The sequence below is a fragment of the Nocardia sp. CA-135398 genome (assembly GCF_050955845.1).
Lineage (GTDB): Bacteria > Actinomycetota > Actinomycetes > Mycobacteriales > Mycobacteriaceae > Nocardia.
Genome location: NZ_CP192084.1, coordinates 7,660,890 through 7,678,844, shown reverse-complemented (window position 1 = coordinate 7,678,844; position 17,955 = coordinate 7,660,890). Strand labels below are relative to the sequence as shown.

Sequence of the window (17,955 nt, the reverse complement as noted above, 5' to 3'; positions counted from 1 at the left end):
TGTTGTCAGATGCTGTGCGCCCCGACACCCGGGGCGCTATGCCCCACGGCACGCGCTCAAAGAGGAGGCAGCGATGTCCCAGCCCGGCTACTTCGCCGATAATTCGATGGCCCGACGGGTCATGAGCAAGCGTGCGGTGGGGCTCACCTATGGCCAGCGCGCCCTGGTGGTCGGCGCGGTCAATCCGCTGCTGTATGTCGGAACCGCCGAGAACACCGAGCATCGGATGACCCCGTACTCGCGACTCGCGTTGACCGGCAAGCTCTTCGAGGCCGTCTTCCTCGGCAGCAAGGACGAGGCGGATCGCGCGCTCGCATTCACCAGCAAGAAGCACGCGAAGGTCGTCGGCGAACTGCCCGAGGACGCTGGCCCGCACCATCGGGCGGGCACCGGCTACTCCGCGCTCGACCCGCACCTGATGTACATGACCATGGCCTTCGCCTTCGACTCGGCCGAGGTGATGCACGATCTGCTGGTCCGACCGCTGACCAATGGCGAACGCGAGGGCCTGTACCAGGACTACGTCCGCTGGGGCGAGCTGTTCGGCATGCCGCGCGAGGCCGCACCAGGCAGCTATCCGCTGTTCCGCAAATCCTTCGACGACTACCTCGCCTCCGACGAGCTGTTCCTCACCGATGAGGCCCGGCTGGTCGGTTCTTATCTGGCCGGTCAGCGCGTGCCCTATCCGCAGCGCAAGCCGATGCGTCAGGTCGTCGACGCGTTCTACCTGCTGGTGCAGGGCAGTCTGCCGCTGCGCATCCGCGAGATGTACGGGATGCGCTGGGGGCTGCCCGAGCAACTCGCCTTCCGTGCGCTCGCTCAGGGCGTGCGCACCGCGCATATCGCCCCACCGCTGGTTCCGCCGGTGCTGCGCGGGACACTGGCCGGTCCGAGCGCGCCGGTCTACAAGTTGCTGTCCAAGCGGGAACGTGAACTGCACAGCACCGGCCGCCCGAGCATGCCCGGTGTCGACCCGCGCAACTGGGCGGCGCGAAATTCCGCGTGACAGCCATGCGAAGATCGGGATATGTCCAGTCCTGCTCAGACGAACCCGGCCGCTGAACGCAAACAGCGGGTGCTGTCCGGGATCCAGCCCACCAGCGCGTCCTTCCATCTCGGCAACTACCTTGGGGCGCTGCAGTACTGGGTGACCATGCAGGACGACTACGACGCGCTCTACTTCATCCCGGACATGCACGCGATCACAGTGTCGCAGGATCCGAAGGAACTGCGCAGGCGCACCAAGGCGGCCGCCGCGCAGTTGCTCGCGCTCGGCATCGACCCCAAACGCTCCACGCTCTTCGTGCAGAGCCAGGTGCCCGAGCATGCCGAGCTGACCTGGGTGCTCAGCTGCATCACCGGATTCGGCGAGGCCAGCCGGATGACCCAGTTCAAGGACAAGTCGGTCAAACAGGGCGCGGAGAACGCCAGCGTCGGACTGTTCACCTATCCGGTGCTGATGGCCGCGGACATCCTGCTCTACCGCGCGCACCAGGTGCCGGTCGGCGAGGATCAGCGCCAGCATCTGGAGCTGACCCGAAATCTGGCCCAGCGCTTCAACACTCGGTTCAAGAAGACGTTCGTGGTGCCGGAGGCGCATATCGTCAAGGGCACCGCGAAGATCTACGACCTGCAGGACCCCACCTCGAAGATGAGCAAGTCGGCCTCCACCGACGCCGGTCTGATCAACCTGCTCGACGATCCGAAGATCACCGCCAAGAAGATTCGCTCCGCGGTCACCGATACCGAGCGCGAAATCCGCTACGACCCGGAAACCAAGGCGGGTGTCAGCAATCTGCTGGTGATCTTGAGTTCGTTGAACGGCACCCCGATCGTCACGCTGGAACGCGACTATGCCGGTAAGGGTTACGGCGATCTGAAGTCCGATGTCGCCGACGCGCTGGTCGAATTTGTCACCCCGCTGCGGGCGAAGGTGGAAGAGTACTTGGCAGATCAGGGCGAACTCGACCGCATCCTCGACGCAGGCGCCGAGCGGGCGCGCGAGATTGCGGGCAACACCCTGGCGCAGGTCTACGACCGGGTGGGTTTTTTGGCTCGCTAGTCGGGGAATCCAGCTAGCGACCGCTTGCGGGATCCACACCGCGGTCTCTGTTGAAGGGGCGTGACAGGTGCAGGTGATCGACAACATCAAGGCGTCGCTCGAACGTCGGATCCAGTCGCGGCCGTGGCTGGATCACCTCATCCGCGCGGGCGGAAATTATCAGCGGCAACGCGGTGATTACTACGCGGCCGGTATCACGTATTTCACGGTGCTGTCGCTGTTTCCGCTGTTGATGGTCGCCTTCGCCATCGCGGGCTTCGTGCTGTCCGGCCATCCGGATATGCTCACCGAGCTGCAGAACAAGATCATCGAGAACATTCCGGGGTCACTCGGCGGCCAGCTCAATGATCTGATCGAGCAGGCGGTCCGATCACGCGGCACGGTCGGCACGCTCGGTCTGCTCGTCGGTGTCTACACCGGACTCGGCTGGATGGCCAACCTGCGCGCGGCACTGACCGAACAGTGGGAACAGAAGACCCCGGAAGACAATTGGTTCCTCAACAAGCTTTCCGACCTCGGTGCCCTGATAGGTCTCGGCCTGGCCTTCGTGGTCTCGATCGGTCTGTCCACGCTGGGGTCGAGCACCCTCGGCGCGCGACTGCTGATCACGCTCCGCCTGTCGGAGTTGCCCGGTGCGCGCCTGATCCTTGTCCTCATATCGATACTGCTCGGCTTCCTCGCATCGTGGGCGGTATTCGTCTGGATAATCGCGCGCCTGCCCCGCGAGCCGGTCACCTTGCGCAGCGCCGCCCGAGCGGCGGCGATTGCCGCAGTGGTCTTCGAGCTCTTCAAATACGTCGCGTCGTTCTACCTGCAGATGGTGCTGCACAGCCCCGCAGGCGCGGTATTCGGATCGATCATCGGTCTAATGGTGTTCAGCTACACCACCTATCGCATCATCCTGTTCGCAACCGCCTGGGCCGCAACAGCATCGGAAAACGAGATCGAAGCCGAAATCCCCCCACCCGCCCCCGCCGTAATCAAACCCCGCATGACCGCGTCCGGGCTCTCGATGGGCACCAGCGCCGCCTCCTTCGGCGCGGGTGCCCTTGCGGCACTAGTACTTTCGGGCCTGCGCCGCCGCTGAGTGTTCCCGTCCGGCTGTGAATCACCCCGGAAGCCGACGAAGCGCGGGTCGGTCCCGGTGAAAGTTGCTGCAATGGAATTGGCGCCGGATGCGGTTCAAATGACAGCTTCACTTGTCGGTCCGAGTTCCACCTGGTTGCTATAAATTGTCTGCGGTGAAGTGAGAGTTCGTGGCGCAATTGCGCTGTCAGCCGGCGGGTACGAGTTCGCCGCGTTCATCCACGACTAGCGCGGACAGCGGTGTGAGTGATGGCAGGAAACGCGGATTAAGCGGTGGCTGGGTAAGAGTGTCCCAGTCCACGGCCTGAATGCGCCGTCCGTTCGAGAGAAAGAGATAGTAGCCCGGAGATGGGCCGTCGGAGCTCGTCCGGTGCGGTAATCCCTGCCAACAGATTTCGGGCAGATCGATCTGTGCCGCCTTGTTCAGTTCGTGGATATCCGGATCCGAATAGACGGTGATCATTCGATCCCAGTTGTCAGACCATCCGGCGTCGCGTGCGATGTCGCCGAGGGTAGTCGGTGTTTTGGCGGCGGCCGCCTTGCTGATCTCCGTCTTGAGGCGTGAACCAGATCCCAATGGCTCATTTCGGATATCGAAGTTGAAAAGGTTATTCGAGCCACATACTTCCTCGGCGGATGGTGGCGTCCCGCAAGCGGTCATCATGGACACAGCCGCCGCAACGACGGCAACGTATTGGATCTTCATTCCCGTCCTCATCGCTTCTAGGGGAACAACCTCAACAAACGCCAGGCCGGTGTTGGAATAGTACGGCCGCATAGATAGTTGACAACCTGACCTGCCCCACCTCTCGGGTTCCAGTTCCGAAGTCGATCAGCTCTGACCAAGCCAATTCACAGCTGGCACAGGGACCTCGGGCGCTGAGATCCACCAAGCTCGACGGCCGGAACAGACCGTGTCTGGTCCGAGTGGTCACAATAAGTGTCGGTTTGCTCCCAGGCGCACGAAACCGCCCGCCTGCATTGCGTCCACCTATTTTGGGAACTCTTCGATTTGGATGCTCCAGTAGGTGTCGCTTTCCGTTGTTCCCGCTGCCGTTCGCTCCACGGCTTTCACCTCAGAATCTGGTGTTGCGCCCCTATAAGCCGCATACCGTGGATTGCGGTCACTGTATGCGTACACGACTTTGCCATTATTGACGAATACTTGTATGAGAGAGTCGGACATAAAAGGGAGACCCGACCAGTCCAATCCCTTCGTCCCGAGACCATCGTTGAGGCTTTCCTCTGTGGCGGACGAAAAGCTGTACATCCGGTCCCACGTACCTACCGGAATCCCGGATTCGGTAATGAGGTCCCCGAGTCGAGCTGTGCCGTGAGAGTTCCGAACACGTTCGAATGCTTCCGCCAGAGCTGGACTCTCCTGTTCGACGATGACTTTCTCATCGGACGACGACAGGTCGCAGCCGACGGGCAGGAGCAGGATTGCCGCGAGCCCGAGTACAGAGAGCAGGCGCATACTGGGGGTCAGATTTCTCCGCATGAATTCCTAACTGAGCTAGATCATTAGGGTGACAGTCATTTCTCTGCTACAGGGGCGCCCGGCAAGCGGCTGTCCGGCTGGTCGTCGAAGGCCGCCGAGTTCACGGCCTCGCCGATCTTCACCTGGTTGGTCCAGTTCAGATTCATGTTCTTGTCGATCAGTACGGTGTCGCCTCGCAAGACAGCTTCTTTGACGACATCGCTCAAGTCGCTCCCAAAGGGGCTGTACCCATTCTTCGTCGGATTGTCGACGGCAATCTTGCGCCCGACCTCGTTGTTGTACAGGTCCATCGCCTCGCGCACCGAGCGGTTGTCGTCTCGCATCTCGTGCTTCGAGGTGTATTCCTTGGTCCAATCCTCGCCGAATTCGCGGGTCAACAGGGCATTCCAGTAGGCGTGGCGGAACGCGTCGGTGTGATTGTCCTGGTTATTCATAACAGGCTTGCCGTCCTTATCGAACACGGGATTGCCTGCAGCATCGAGCATCTGTACCGGAGGAAAGGCCTTTTCGGCTTCCTCCTGCGCTTTCTCCGAAATCTGTTTGAATTGCCACTGGTCCCAAAGGCTCAAGTTGTTCAGCATTTCCGCCTCCGCAGCGGTGACCTGCTTGGGCTCGATGTCGATCGTTCCCAGAGACCACTTCTTCCACTGCGCAATCTTGTCCGGGTCAGGCCACATCACGTAGCGCTTGTCGCCGTCATCGACTTGGTATGAGGTCAGGATGGTTTCGAGATCACTACCCAGCGGCACCGGAACATCAGCGAACACCTTCTCGATCGCTTCCCGGGCAGCCCCCGCGGCATCGCCGGCCTCCCGGAGGCACTTCTTGATCTTGTCCTCGTACTGGTTGGCGACACGCGTCACCACCATCCTGGCGATTATCGGACTGCCGATGTCGTTTTCCTTCGCAATCCATGCGAGGACGTCTTCGGAGAAGCTGACCGTGCCGTCCTCAGCGACAGTGAACCGCGCGTCCTCGGCATCTCGAATCGCGTTGACTGCAGCGGATTTGGCGAAACTGAGCGAGGCGACGATCTGCGACGTGGATTGCTGAGCGTTGTCGAAGGCCGAAACCACCTTCGACAACGACGATTTAGCTTCGTCCCCCTTCCATCGCATCGAGTCTCCGGCGCCTCCGCGCCAGAAACCCGGGGAATCCGCGAGCTGCTGGGAGACGACGGTGCGCTGCTCGGTGATCTTCTGTGCGTTTTGGCCCCATTCCCCAGCTTGGGAGGTCAACGCATCGAAGGTCCAGCTGCGGACTTGAGTCTTCGTGGGCGGTACCCAGCTCATCGCGGACCGGACTCCAGCGATTCGGACAACTCCGCGATTCGTTGCGCCTGCTCTTGTTGCTGCCTGTTGTACTCCGCGATGCAGATACCCGCCGAGTCGTTGATCTCCTTCAGCTGGACGTTGACACCGCGGACGCTGAGCTCGGCCCGTGCACCGGCCTTCATGAAGGCGTGCCCGAGGCCGGAGCCGGGCAGCGCATTCTCGATAGCCCACATGAAACTCGTCGCCTTCACGGCAGCAAGTGCGTCGTGCGCTGTGTTCAACACGGCAACCATGCCCTCGAGCGCAGCCTGATCCACATACAGATCGGACACGCGCGACCCCCCTCACCACGAATCTTCCGCACGAAATGTGTTGCTACGATAGCACGGTCGTACCAGCCACGATGGGGAGCGTGCAGTGCAGTTGTACCCGAAAAACGGTGATATCGACCCGATCACCAATCAGATCGATGCCGTACAACGCGCCCTGATGACCGACCGGTCCACCGCATCGCGATACGGGGTTGCGGTCGACGTGCTCGCGGACGGAACGCTCCAAGCAGTTCGAATCGACGAGAGCGTCACACCTTTCGGAGCCGCACTGGGCAACCTGATCACCGAGCTCGTGCACGAGGCCCTGGACCAGGCTCGTGGGAATGTGCGTGAGCGTCTCGCCGAACTCAGCGCTGACCCGCGCATAGCAGCGGCGGTCGAGACTCTCGGGCTGGCTGCGGAACGCCCGTACCCGGTCTCATTCGAGCCTACGGTGAGGCATGAACCGTCCGACGACGAGCTCACCGAAGAAGAATTGATCGAGCAAAACCAGCGGCGTAACCAGTCGTACTGGTAGGCCTGTGAACGCCTGCGGCGCAGGAGTATTCAGATCGGCAGGGTTCGAGCAGACGTGTGGACGAAATCGGTGACGCGACTGCGCACGATCAAACTTCCACCGGCACATTCGATTTCGGCTCCCGCTGAGCTGAGCCGCTTGGATGCTTGGATCGAACAAACGTTTCGACGCCGTGCTGCGCGACGGCGAAAGGTACGGATGGAGCCACACTGATCGAGGTAACCCGTGCGGCCGGTAACGCTGATGGCTGGATATTTCCGATACTGTCGTCGCACGGGTGCCGGTCTCCGTTGGGGAGTTTGCCGAATGCCGAGAGGACTTTGGCGATGGGTTTGTCCAGGAACTCCTTCAGGCCGCCGTGGTCGGTGAAACCGATTCCGTTGTCGGCCACCGACGACCCGATCCGGACGGCCCCCCCGCTATCTCCCATGCACAAGACGATAACGGCGCTCTGCCTCAGGCATCCACACTGCAGCGGGCTATGTCGGTTGCCCGGCAGACGTCTGTCCATGTCGATTGGCCCTCGACCACATCGACGCCACTGTTGAAGAGTTGGTGCCCGGTCCGCTCGTGGCATCGCCACCTAGTGGTAGGTGAACACCAGTGCGGGGCCGGAGCGGTTCTTCGAATCGCGGACGCCGACAAGGGTGTTCGGGAGGAGTGCGACTTCGACGCAGTTCGAGTGGGCACCGCTGCGGCTGCTCTTGAACCATTTCGCTTCCGAGAGATTCGCCATAGGGTGCCCCTACGAGATCAGCGGTCGAACTCTCCGCGAGTTGTCGCGGCGGTGAAGGCCGACCATTCGGCTGGGGTGAACACCAGTGCGGGGCCGGAGGGGTTTTTCGAATCACGGACGCCGACAAGGGCGTTGGGAAGGAAGGCAACCTCAACGCAGTTCGCGTTGCCTCCGCTGCGACTGCTCTTGAACCAGTTCGCGTTCGAAAGATTCGTCATAAGTGCCCCTCTGAGATCAGCTGTCGAACTCTCCGCGAGTTGTCGCGGCGGTGAAGGCTGACCATTCGGCTGGGGTGAATATGAGCGCCTGGCCGGATGGGTTCTTCGAATCGCGTACGCCGACAAGGGTGTTCGGAAGGAAGGCGACTTCGACGCAGTCTGAGCTGGCACCGCTGTGGCTGCTCTTGAACCAGCCAGCACCGGTCAGATCAATGTTCACGCGTACTCCTTCGCCATTCGCATCAGTAGAGCACGGCTGTCGATGGGATCCATCGCACTTCGCCGGAGGCCCTCGTACGCCTCATGATATCGCCGAACAGTGGCTGGTTTCGCAAGATACAGACCCCCTGTGAAATTCTCAGCGAAGACCACGGGCGGTTCGATCGCCTGTCCCTGCTTATCCGTGCCGAACTCCAGGATGACGAATGGACCGGTCGCGTCCCCAAGGGGGAATCCCGCGCTGAACGGGAGGATCTGCAAACGCACGTTGGGGCGGGTGCTCATGTCGGCGAGGTGTCTCAGCTGGGTCGCCATTACTTTCGGCCCACCAACCAGCCCTCGCAGGACCGGCTCTCGCAGCATGACGTCGAGTGTCGCCGGATGGTGCTTGCGGGTGATTCTCGTTTGCCGCCGCATCCGCAACTGCACCCGACGCGCGTGTTCCTCAGCGCCGTCGTTGGGGTAGCCGGACCGCAGCAGGACGCTGGCATATGCCGGTGTCTGTAACAATCCCGGCACGAGTTCGGGCTGATAGGTCGTCAGGCGCTGCGCCGATGCCTCCAACCCCACGAAGAAGTCGAAGTTTGCTGGCATCACGTCGCCATATTCGAGCCACCAGCTCAGCTCATTGCCTTGTACCGCAAGCCCTTTCATCGCGGCAGTGTGGTCAGGATCGAACTCGTAGATCTTGCACAGCGCCTCGAGATCCACCTCGCGCAGGTGCGCCACGATGCCCTTCTCGATCCGCTGTAGTGTGCTGCCGCTGCGTTCGATCAGCCGGGCTGCCTGCTGGAGCGTGAGTCCGCACCCCTCCCGTCCATCCCGCAGGTACTTTCCCAGCTGCCGCCGTGCCAGCGTCGATCCATCCTCCGACATGTCCCGCCTCCCATCAGGTTTCACTGTTCGCCACAGCAGAGCACACCGGCATTTCATGCGGAGGCCACATCGCGAATGATCATGCGATCGGGGCATAACACCAGGAAGGATTGCATCCTTGAGGCTTTCGCGGATCAGGTCAGCGTCGGCGTATTTGCGTCCGTCGGGTTCACTGGGCCCGCCATGAGCCCGGCACCGCACGCTGCTCGAGGTAAGTGTCCGCGCCGAGTGCGGCAGGCGTCGCCTGAATCCCCAGCATCGGAACCAATCGAGAACGTTTTGCGTCCCAATGGAACCGATTGAGCGTTTCACGCGTCCAGTACAGTAAGCGCACGAACAGCGAGGGAGGGAGCGCCGATGGAAGTGGGGCAATCGGCCGCAAATGCGCTGTATCAGCAAGCTACTGGGGGAACATTTCGGATGGAGGCCGACGCTGCACGGCGGTGCGCCGATGTCTACACCAGGTTCGTTGAGACGACGCTCGATCCAGAGATAAATCGATCGATTCGTTTGCAGCGGCTCGATGGCTTCGGTGGGTTCGAGTCGGCCAAGCAGCTTCAAGAAGGGTTTTCGCGCAAGGCTGTGCAGATGACGGATGCTCTTAGCGGGATGAAAGAGGCCGCGTTGAAGATGGCGGCGGCATACCTGCGTGCTGGTCAACTAGTCGAGGAAGCCGACGCTGTGTATGCGCGGTCGGTCAGTACCGCTACCTCGGAGGTGCAGTCTTCATGAGGGGAATACGCAATACCTGGCTTGCACTATTTGCGATAACGATCGCACCAGTTGTGGTGAGTTGTTCCTTCGGCAGCGACTCCACACAGCACACTGCCAATTCAGGTCAAACTACGTCGACCACCGCGACACAACCAGCGCGGCCGACAATAACAAACCCAAAGCTTCAACCGCCATCGCAGGACAACCAGTACACGGCCAGCACGGGACGCCCCAAGGTCGTCTTCGACCCGTGTACATGGATCAGCGATGACACAGCTCGACGAGCTGGATTCGATCCCGCATCCCGGGCACGTGGCGACGACCTCGTGGCCGAGTACAGCTTCCTTACCTGCGACTTTCGCTCGACTTTGAGAAACCTCCAATTGAACTCGGGAAACGCGACTTGGGCGGAAAACCTCGCGAAGGTCGGTTCATACAGCGAGCCGATCACTGTGAACGGACGCCAAGCTCTGTTGGTCCATGACCCCGCCACGTCCATGAAGCGGAGTTGCCAGGTTGATGTTCAGACCAAGGTGGGTTTCGTGCAAATAGCGGTCGACCTCACCGACCGCGCCCCGCAAAACCTCAACCCCTGCGACGGCATAACCGACATCGCCTCCACCATCGAGCCGGAGATCGGCAAGGACAACTAACCATGACCGGCCCTCTCGACATCAACAATGTTCCTTCGGCGCTCGGTGCATTCGATTCGAGCCGCAAGCCCGACACCACCCGGTCGAGCACGCTTGCGCGCGGTCAGCAGCAGGGTGTGGAGCAGTACGAGACGAAACTGTCCGCTGGCGGCCAGGATTCGGCGTACATCACTCGGATGGAGCAGTTCGAGGGCATCACTCACGAGGAGATCTATACCCACGCACAGCAGATGAGTCCGGGGATCATGCATCAGCAGGCCGATACCTGGATCAGTATCGCCACGGCGCTGAGCGGTGGGCTGCTTGGCGCGAATATCGCGATTCAGAAGGCATTGGCGTCGGGCATCGAGGGCGCCATGGCCGATGCGGCTCTTGCCGCGGCGCAGACGTTCTATCGGCAGGCAAGTGATGTCGAGCAGGTGATCAATGCCTGCGGGCATCGGATCAAGGGTGTGGCGTCGGCCGCCGAAGTGGTGAAGATGACGGTGCCGCCACCGTCCGCGGCGCAAGGCGGCAGAGGTTCGGCGACATCGCTGGATCCCGCGCAGGTCATTATTTCCGCGATCGGCGCGGGACTTGCCGGGGCCGGTGACAGTCAGGAGGTCGCCTATCAGCGCGGCATCGAGGCGCTGCATCGCACGGCGATCGACACCATGAACAACAACTACAAACCGTCCTACGGTCCCGCCGGGTCCGGTGTGCCTACATTCGTGCCGGTTACATCGCCGGGTGGGGGCAACGAGGGCGTGAGCGGTCCGGGCGGAAGTAACGGGGGCAGCGGTGGCGGCACCACCGGAGCGGGCACCGGTGACACCGGCGCCGGCAACGGCGAGTCGAACGGATCGGGGACATCTGGGACCGATCCGGGCACGGTGAACCCCACGAGTCTCGACTCGAATTCCACTACCGGACAACAGACGCAATCCCCGACCACGGCCGCGAGCACCACCGCCACCTCGCCCGCCGCAACGACCACCACCCCGACGACTTCGGGACATCCGGGCAGTCTCGGCACCTCCGGACCGGGCAGCATCTCCGGACTCGGCAGCAGCACCACACCCGGCCCAGGCCGCAGCGTAACCGGCGTGCCGACGACCGGAAATGCCAGCGCTGCAAAGGTTTCCACGGCGGCGACCAGCGCGGCCAGCACCGGCCGCAACGGCATGTCGGGCATGTCGTCGCCCGGCGCGGGGCGCAAATCGGGGGAGGACGAGTCGAGCCGCAAGGTCCCCGATTACCTGATCGGCCAGTACGAAGAACTGGTCGGCCCGGACGATCCCGCGGTTCCCCAGGCGATCGGTTCCGATGCGCCTGCGGCGAACGGTGAGCGCGGGTGAAGTTCGAGTTCACGCCCGATGAGTTCATGCACATCTGGCGCGAGACCCGGTCGGATCGCTACCCGTTTCCGTTGCGCCTGATCGCCTCGGTGCGCTGGGAGGACGAATTCGACCAGCTCACCCGCGAATTGGACCGTCGCATGCCGCTGCACGGCAACCCGGACCTCTCGGCCGCCTTGCGGGTGGCTGCCGACCCGCCAATCGCATTGACGCTCATAGGAACTCGGCGACGCCCGCTTCGCGCGTTCGGCGCGATCGACGCCGACATCGGCGTCACGCTGGTGCAACGGCCTGGCCCCGACCCCGAATTCGGCGGCAATGTCGTGCTCGAAGTCGGCACCGCCGCAATCGTGCCCGCCGTGTTCACGGCGGTGCTCGGCGACGTGCCGCCCGGACGGCATCCTGCGGTGGCCGAGGATGTCCAATGCCTGGTCGACAATCTGGAGTCCTGGACCGGCATCGAAGAGGCAGCGTCCGACCGGATCTACCGCCTGCTGCGCGCCCCGCGCTCAGGGTCCGGAACCGTGGAAATCCTTCGCGGCCTACGCGATTCACAGCCCGCCCCACCCGAATACCTGAACTGGTTCGACATCGACGGCGACGGTCGCTATCACTACCGCCACCGATACAACGAATTCCACATCACCCCCTGCGACCAGCACGCGATCCGCCGCGAAATCACCCGCATGGTCCACCCGATCTCCTGATCCGTCGCTCGAGCACCGAGGGTCGCCTCACGGTCGACCGCCAGAGTGGCCGGATGCCCAAAATTCCGCCTCGGACGCCTGGCCAGCTCGGGCAGTTCGCGGTGGGACCGTTCCCCGGTGGGCGCGGTTAGGTTCGAATTCGGCTAGGTCCTGGTCGTTTTCGTTGCTGAATGCTGTGAGGACACTGATCATGGTTGGTCACTGCTACTTCGCCGGGAATTCGTTATCCAAGTGGCGATCTGGCGCCCCCGCGCCGGCTTGGGCGCCCGCCGTGGTCGGTCACTACGCCGCGGACCAGTCCGCCACTCAGCGCCTCCTGGAATCCACCGGTACCGACGCGACCGCGTATGGCAGGCTCAATATGCCCTACTCGCCAACAGCCTCTGAAGTCCGGTACCTCCGATTCGCCCCCCGCACCGGAACTTCCCGACGACACTATCGGTGGCGGTTGACGCGGCGAGCTCCGAATAGCAGTGCGAGGACCAGAACTACCCCGCCTACCAGCAGTAGCGTGCGGTTCCCCGCGTGGTTGTCGGGTTCATCGGCGGGCTCGGCATGGTCGGTGTCTTTCGGGGGCGGGGAGGCAAGTCCGGCAGTGCCTTTCGTGGATGCGGACTTGGTTTCGGGGAGTTTGCCGACGGTGGCGCTCTTCGGCAGGGCGAATCCGTAGTCGAGCAGGCGCGCGGCCTGTTCCGACGGACGCAGCGGCAGCACATCGGCTTTCAGCAGCGTCACGACGAGGCGGCGGCCATCGCGTTGGGCGGCGGCGACGAAGGTCTGTCTGGCGTCGTCGGTGTAGCCGGTCTTGCCGCCGAGTGCACCGTCGTAGTCGTAGAGCAGGTGGTTGTCGTTGGCGATGGGGAAGCCCGGATGGTCTTTGTCGTCAGGGTTTTGCGGGTCCTTGGGGTAGCCGGGGAAGTCGACCTGTTCGGTGTGGATGAGTTCGGCGAACACGGGAATTGTCATCGCCTCGCGGAACAACACCGACAGGTCGTAGGCCGAGGTGCTCATGCCGGGACCATCCAGACCGGACGGGCTGGCGGTGCGAGTATCCAAGGCGTACAACGACTTTGCCAGTTCGTTCATCTTCTGCACCGCGGCGGCGTCGCCGCCGAGCTGGGCGGCGATGGCATGCGCTGCATCGTTGCCCGACGCCATGATCAGCGCCTGCATCAGCTGTCGGTTGGTGTAACGGCCACCCGGACCGATGCCGACACGGGTGCCGTCGGCATTCGCGTCCTCCTGCGTACCGGCGACGGGCTTGTTCAGGTCGAGGCTGCGCAGCGCGACGGTCGCGAGCAGCACCTTGATCGTGCTGGCCGGCCGGTAGCGCCCGTGCGGGTCCTTGGCGGCGAGCACCTCACCGGTATCGAGATCCGATACCTGCCAGGCCGTGGCGGAAATGTCCTGCGGCACCGGCGGTGCGCCGCGCGGGATGACGACCCCGCATTCACCCAGTCGTGAGCCGCCGACCGGCGGGATCGGCACGGCCAGCGGGGTCGGTGTCGGCTGTCCGGGTTCGGGGACCTCGGATTCGTCGATCGGGTTGGGCGGCTTCGTCTTCTGCGGGCAGCTGTCGGTATTCGGGGTGCTGAACGGCGTCGTCGTGGTGGTCGTCGGCGTCGCCTGCGAAACGGTCGCGGCCGGACCCCAGGTCACGGCCGTAATGGCCAGCGCAGAACCGAGGCAGAGTGCGAGGAGGAGGCGAAGGTCCCGGGTGTTCATCGGCTGCGAGCCTACTGACCGGCCGCGTGATGGGCCCGGAGGAGACACGGATAGGGCAGGTATTGACATGAACTACTAAATGAGAGCTACTATCAAAAAGTTGTAGCTATCAATTTCTGGAGGGGTTATGCAGACAGACTCGACTCGCCGCTGGTTGGCGCTGGGTGCGCTGGCCTTGGCGATGCTGACCATCGGCCTGGATATGACCGTGCTGACGGTCGCGCTGCCCACCCTCGCCGTCGACCTGAACGCGAATACCGGCGCGCTGCAGTGGTTCAGCAGCGCGTACACACTGGCGCTCGCGGCCGTGATGCTGCCCGCGGGCGCGCTCGGCGACCGCTACGGCCGCAAAAAGCTGCTGCTCGGCGCGCTGGTGCTATTCGGAGCGGCCTCGCTGGCCTGCGCCTTCGCCGCCACCGCCGGTCAACTCATCGCGGCCCGAGTTGTGCTCGGCGTCGCGGCGGCGGTCATGATGCCGCTGTCGATGGCGGTGTTGCCGGTGCTGTTCCCGGATTCGGCGCAGCGAGCCAAGGCCATGAACATCTGGGTCACCTCGACCGCACTCGGCCTGCCGCTCGGTCCGATCCTCGGCGGGTGGCTGATCGATAACTTCTGGTGGGGTTCGGTATTCCTGATCAATGTCCCGATGGTGGTGCTCGGTGCGGCGGCCGTCGCGGCCCTGGTGCCGGAATCACGGAATCCGGATCAGCGGCCGATGGATCTGCCGGGCATCGCGCTGTCGATCCTCGGCATGGTCGGCGTCACTTACGGATTCATCCGGCTCGGTGATAAGGGCTGGGGCAATGGGCTCGGTTGGGGTGCGCTGCTCGGCGGTGTCGCGATCGTCGCGGTATTCATCGGGTGGCAGCGGCGCGCGAGCTTCCCGCTGGTCGATCTGGGCCTGTTCGGCAGCCGCGGTTACCGCTGGGGGGCGGCCTTCACCGTGATCATCACCTTCGGCCTGTTCGGCCTGTTCTTCACTGTGCCGCAGTACTTCCAGGCGGTTCTCGGCGCGGATGCGCTCGGCAGCGGCGTGCGCCTGCTGCCGTTGATCGCCGGACTACTGATCGGATCGCGGCTGGGTGATCGGTTGCAGCCCAAACTGGGTCCGGCGCTGATGGTGGCACTCGCCTTGGCGGTGTTGGCACTCGGCCTGGGCTTGGGCGGGTTGACCGAACTGGGGACCTCGTACTGGTTCGTGGCCCTGTGGGTCGGGTTGACCGGTGCGGGCATGGGCCTCGGGCTGCCGGTCGGCATGGCGGTCGCGCTGGACGATCTCGAGGTCGCCCGCGCGGGCGTCGGCTCGGCACTGGTGCAGGCGCTGCGTCAGGCGGCGGGCACCATCGCGGTGGCGCTGCTCGGCACCGTGCTGGCTACCGTGTACCGCGGCGATCTCGGGGCGCTGAATGTCGACCCGATTCGCGACAGCGTGAATGCCGGTGTGGCAGTTGCGAAGTCGACCGGCGATGCCGCCATGCTGGAACAGGTGCAGTCGGCGTTCGTCGGCGGGATGAGCGCGATGCTGTGGGTGTGCGCGGCCATCTGTGCGGTGGCGGTGCCGCTCGCGCTGCGGGTGTTGCCCGGGCGGTCGATTGCCGCACCACAACGCCAGGACGCGATACCGGACGCGCTGGTGGCCGTCGATGGGCCAGAATCGACACATGTCGGTTGAACTGCCCGCGGACGGGACGGCCGCGCAGAGCCTGCGCGAGCGGAAGAAGGAACGGACCCGCCGGACGATTCGCGAAGAAGCGTTCCGGCTGTTCCGTGAGCAGGGCTATACCGAGACCACCGTCGAGCAGATCGCCGCGGCGGCCGAGGTATCACCCAGCACCTTCTTCCGCTATTTCCCGACCAAGGAACAGCTGGTCTTGGCCGACGATCTCGATCCACTGATGATCGACGCGATTCGGGCCCAGCCGCACGACATCGCGCCGATGACGGCATTCCGCAATGCGGTGGCTGGGGTTTTCGCGAATCTGCCCGCGGCCGAGCTGGCATTCGAACAGGAGCGTCAGGCGCTGCTGTATCACGTGCCCGAGCTGCGCGCGGCCATCGGACTGGAACTGCAACGGGGCATCGACCTGATGGCCGGTCTGCTCGCCGACCATATGGGCCGGGATGCCGATGACTTCGAGATACGCGTGACCGCAGGCGCCATCGCGGGAGTCGCGCTCGGCATCGCGAGGTTCAACCCGCTGAATGCCGAGAACCTCAATCGCGCACTGGATTTCCTGGAGGCAGGGTTACCGCTCGGCAAGCAGTGATGCTGCCGAGCGGCCGAAAATCCTAGGCGGACTTGGTAACCGGGCACCCGTGTGCCAATGGGCCGAGCAGCTTGTTGTTGTCGTAGAAATGCTCGAGTTCGAGAATGCGCAGGTCGTCGCTGACCCGGGCGATTGTCACGCCGAACATCTCGATCAACGCGCCGGTTGGCTGGTGGCCCTTGTATTCGCCGTCGTAGCGACCCCAGTGCCGCCAGCGGAATGTGACCGCGGGCGGTCCGGCCAGCACCTCCAGCACCTCCCAGAAGAAGCCCTTCGGGAAGGCGGTGTGGAAGGTCTCGTGCGAGGACTCGAAGGTCTCTCGTTCGACCTCGTAGTACGGGTTATCGCCGATCAGGATGTTGTAGCTGCCGATCCGCGCGAATTCCTCGGCGTCCTGCCACGGTCCGCCGTTGACCCGGCCCCGGTAGTGTTCGGCAACCAGCGACACCCAGGTCGCCGGATCCTTCTTGTGCGAGACCTCCATTTCGAAGACCCGCACCAGATCCTCGACGATGGCCTCGAGCGAACCCGCCGCGTGGTCGGTGGTGCGCTCGCGCGGCACGGTCTCATTGGTCAGGTGGTAGTCGGGCGCGCCGTTGCGCCAATCCTCGGCCGGTGTCGCGGCGACCACCGCGTCCCGGCCCTGTAGCCACAGCGGTGTCTCGGTTGTGGAATCCGGTGTATCAACTGTCATCTCGGCTCTCGCCCCTTCGAAGAGATCGGACGCGAGGCAGGCTAACAGTCGGTTGGTCGGTTGTCGCGGCATGTTGGCGAGACGGACAATTTGCCGAACTGTAATGTCTCCCAGCAACTTTCGAGTTTTAAACGATGATGTGTCACATTCTACTCGTGCTGTGCAGCACGCGGTGCGGCGAATCGTCGTCCATGGTGGCGAAGAAGCCGCCGATCACATCCTCGATCTCCGAAATCGACTGTGCGCAATACAGAATCGGTTGGTAGTGGGTGATGTCGTAGACGGCGGTGCCCATCGTCGCCACGTCCAGCGGTCGCAGCTCGGCGTGCTGGAACTCTTCGATCTCGCCGTAGGAGGACAGCAAACCGGCTCCGTAGCAACGAATTTCGTCCTTCTCGCGAACCACGCCGAACTCCATGGAGAACCAGAACACATCGGCGAGGAACTTCAGCGCCGTCTCGGTGGTCAGCCGGGCGACAGCCGCGCCGACCGCCTCGTAGATGGCGGCGAAGCGCGGGCTGGCGATCTGATTGGCGTGCCCGATGATCTCGTGGATGGCATCGGGCTCCGGGGTGTACAGCGGGGCCGAGTGGTGCCGGATGTACTGGGTGGAGTGGAAGGTCCGATCGGCGAAGGAGCCGAAGAACTCGCGCAGGGGCACCAGGCCCGCGGCGGGCACATAGCGGAATCCGGTCAGCGGGGTCAGTGCCGCGGAGACCTCGTCGAGCTGCGGAATGTGATCGCGCGGCAAATCGAGCCGGGCCGCGGCCGCGAGTACCTCGGTGGCGGCGTACTTCTGGTGTTTGCGGGCGAGTTCGGCCGACACGATGCGCCACACCTCTTCTTCCGCGTCGGTGTAGTGAATGTGCGGCAACGGTTTACCCGGTGCGTAATCCAGTGCCAGCGCGGCGATCGCATTTCGGCGGGCGCGGTAATCCGGATCGTGCACGCCGGGGTGCTCGTCGCTCAGGTGCACCATGACATCGCCATCGCCGGATCGGGTCACCGGCGAGTACAGCTGAGCTTCGGTGAACATA

At 63.4% G+C, this 17,955-nt stretch carries 22 protein-coding genes; 10 read left to right on the top strand and 12 right to left on the bottom strand.

Translation table 11 applies throughout. The features are described 5' to 3' along the window. The first annotated feature begins 73 nt into the window (after positions 1–73). From ACQP1T_RS34185 to yhjD, 3 genes are all read left to right on the top strand, one after another. A complete protein-coding gene (locus tag ACQP1T_RS34185) occupies positions 74–1,006 on the top strand; it encodes an oxygenase MpaB family protein (protein ID WP_433757133.1) in 933 nt (310 codons plus the stop codon). A 21-nt stretch (positions 1,007–1,027) separates the two neighbouring features. Next, complete coding sequence (gene trpS, locus ACQP1T_RS34180; protein ID WP_433757132.1) at positions 1,028–2,062, top strand: tryptophan--tRNA ligase; 1,035 nt, start codon at positions 1,028–1,030, stop codon at positions 2,060–2,062. 67 nt (positions 2,063–2,129) lie between these two features. Next, the gene (gene yhjD, locus ACQP1T_RS34175; RefSeq protein WP_433757131.1) at positions 2,130–3,149 is read left to right on the top strand and encodes an inner membrane protein YhjD; all 1,020 of its coding nucleotides are present in this window, start codon (positions 2,130–2,132) and stop codon (positions 3,147–3,149) included. Positions 3,150–3,335: 186 nt separating this feature from the next. Here yhjD and ACQP1T_RS34170 read toward each other — a convergent pair whose 3' ends face one another. The 4 genes from ACQP1T_RS34170 to ACQP1T_RS34155 form a co-directional block, all read right to left on the bottom strand. Then, complete coding sequence (locus ACQP1T_RS34170) at positions 3,336–3,926, bottom strand: hypothetical protein (RefSeq protein WP_433757130.1); 591 nt, start codon at positions 3,924–3,926, stop codon at positions 3,336–3,338. 213 nt (positions 3,927–4,139) lie between these two features. Beyond that, positions 4,140–4,649: a hypothetical protein gene (locus ACQP1T_RS34165; protein WP_433757129.1), complete on the bottom strand. Its 510-nt coding sequence runs from the start codon at positions 4,647–4,649 to the stop codon at positions 4,140–4,142. A 35-nt stretch (positions 4,650–4,684) separates the two neighbouring features. Then, entirely contained in the window at positions 4,685–5,941 is a 1,257-nt protein-coding gene (locus ACQP1T_RS34160) for a DUF6973 domain-containing protein (protein ID WP_433757128.1), read from the bottom strand. Continuing rightward, positions 5,938–6,255, bottom strand: coding sequence for a hypothetical protein (locus ACQP1T_RS34155; RefSeq protein WP_433757127.1), 318 nt, complete (start codon positions 6,253–6,255; stop codon positions 5,938–5,940). The genes ACQP1T_RS34160 and ACQP1T_RS34155 overlap by 4 nt, the downstream gene beginning before the upstream one ends. 85 nt (positions 6,256–6,340) lie before the next feature. On the opposite strand from ACQP1T_RS34155, the gene ACQP1T_RS34150 reads away from it, so the two are divergent. After that, on the top strand, positions 6,341–6,772 hold the full coding sequence (locus ACQP1T_RS34150) for a YbaB/EbfC family nucleoid-associated protein (protein ID WP_433757126.1): 432 nt from the start codon (positions 6,341–6,343) through the stop codon (positions 6,770–6,772). A gap of 88 nt (positions 6,773–6,860) precedes the next feature. On the opposite strand, the gene ACQP1T_RS34145 is transcribed toward ACQP1T_RS34150, so the two are convergent. The 5 genes from ACQP1T_RS34145 to ACQP1T_RS34125 form a co-directional block, all read right to left on the bottom strand. Then, positions 6,861–7,163: a hypothetical protein gene (locus ACQP1T_RS34145; RefSeq protein WP_433757125.1), complete on the bottom strand. Its 303-nt coding sequence runs from the start codon at positions 7,161–7,163 to the stop codon at positions 6,861–6,863. A gap of 192 nt (positions 7,164–7,355) precedes the next feature. Beyond that, positions 7,356–7,508: a DUF397 domain-containing protein gene (locus ACQP1T_RS34140; protein WP_433757124.1), complete on the bottom strand. Its 153-nt coding sequence runs from the start codon at positions 7,506–7,508 to the stop codon at positions 7,356–7,358. A 17-nt stretch (positions 7,509–7,525) separates the two neighbouring features. After that, the gene (locus ACQP1T_RS34135; protein WP_433757123.1) at positions 7,526–7,726 is read right to left on the bottom strand and encodes a DUF397 domain-containing protein; all 201 of its coding nucleotides are present in this window, start codon (positions 7,724–7,726) and stop codon (positions 7,526–7,528) included. Between the two features lie 16 nt (positions 7,727–7,742). Beyond that, complete coding sequence (locus ACQP1T_RS34130; RefSeq protein ID WP_433757122.1) at positions 7,743–7,946, bottom strand: DUF397 domain-containing protein; 204 nt, start codon at positions 7,944–7,946, stop codon at positions 7,743–7,745. Beyond that, on the bottom strand, positions 7,943–8,845 hold the full coding sequence (locus ACQP1T_RS34125) for a helix-turn-helix domain-containing protein (protein ID WP_433757121.1): 903 nt from the start codon (positions 8,843–8,845) through the stop codon (positions 7,943–7,945). Before ACQP1T_RS34125 ends, ACQP1T_RS34130 begins: the two co-directional genes overlap by 4 nt. Before the next feature lie 333 nt (positions 8,846–9,178). On the opposite strand from ACQP1T_RS34125, the gene ACQP1T_RS34120 reads away from it, so the two are divergent. From ACQP1T_RS34120 to ACQP1T_RS34105, 4 genes are read left to right on the top strand one after another with little or no spacing between them, the layout of a single operon-like run. Next, a complete protein-coding gene (locus ACQP1T_RS34120) occupies positions 9,179–9,553 on the top strand; it encodes a hypothetical protein (protein WP_433757120.1) in 375 nt (124 codons plus the stop codon). Then, positions 9,550–10,188 (top strand): DUF3558 domain-containing protein, encoded by a 639-nt coding sequence (locus ACQP1T_RS34115; RefSeq protein ID WP_433757119.1) that lies wholly within the window; start codon positions 9,550–9,552, stop codon positions 10,186–10,188. Before ACQP1T_RS34120 ends, ACQP1T_RS34115 begins: the two co-directional genes overlap by 4 nt. Positions 10,189–10,190: 2 nt before the next feature. After that, positions 10,191–11,525: a hypothetical protein gene (locus ACQP1T_RS34110; protein WP_433757118.1), complete on the top strand. Its 1,335-nt coding sequence runs from the start codon at positions 10,191–10,193 to the stop codon at positions 11,523–11,525. Then, positions 11,522–12,232, top strand: a complete 711-nt coding sequence (locus ACQP1T_RS34105) for an ESX secretion-associated protein EspG (protein ID WP_433757117.1) — start codon at positions 11,522–11,524, stop codon at positions 12,230–12,232. The genes ACQP1T_RS34110 and ACQP1T_RS34105 overlap by 4 nt, the downstream gene beginning before the upstream one ends. 435 nt (positions 12,233–12,667) lie before the next feature. Here ACQP1T_RS34105 and ACQP1T_RS34100 read toward each other — a convergent pair whose 3' ends face one another. Continuing rightward, positions 12,668–13,957, bottom strand: coding sequence for a D-alanyl-D-alanine carboxypeptidase family protein (locus ACQP1T_RS34100; protein WP_433757116.1), 1,290 nt, complete (start codon positions 13,955–13,957; stop codon positions 12,668–12,670). Positions 13,958–14,084: 127 nt separating this feature from the next. On the opposite strand from ACQP1T_RS34100, the gene ACQP1T_RS34095 reads away from it, so the two are divergent. Both ACQP1T_RS34095 and ACQP1T_RS34090 read left to right on the top strand, forming a co-directional pair. After that, positions 14,085–15,629, top strand: coding sequence for an MFS transporter (locus ACQP1T_RS34095; protein ID WP_433757115.1), 1,545 nt, complete (start codon positions 14,085–14,087; stop codon positions 15,627–15,629). Then, a complete protein-coding gene (locus tag ACQP1T_RS34090) occupies positions 15,619–16,224 on the top strand; it encodes a TetR family transcriptional regulator (RefSeq protein ID WP_433757114.1) in 606 nt (201 codons plus the stop codon). The genes ACQP1T_RS34095 and ACQP1T_RS34090 overlap by 11 nt, the downstream gene beginning before the upstream one ends. Positions 16,225–16,246: 22 nt before the next feature. Here the strand turns inward: ACQP1T_RS34090 and ACQP1T_RS34085 are convergent, their stop codons facing one another. Further along, on the bottom strand, positions 16,247–16,918 hold the full coding sequence (locus ACQP1T_RS34085) for an ester cyclase (RefSeq protein WP_433757113.1): 672 nt from the start codon (positions 16,916–16,918) through the stop codon (positions 16,247–16,249). A gap of 142 nt (positions 16,919–17,060) precedes the next feature. Next, complete coding sequence (locus tag ACQP1T_RS34080) at positions 17,061–17,954, bottom strand: phenylalanine 4-monooxygenase (protein WP_433757111.1); 894 nt, start codon at positions 17,952–17,954, stop codon at positions 17,061–17,063. Between the last annotated feature and the right edge of the window lies 1 nt (position 17,955).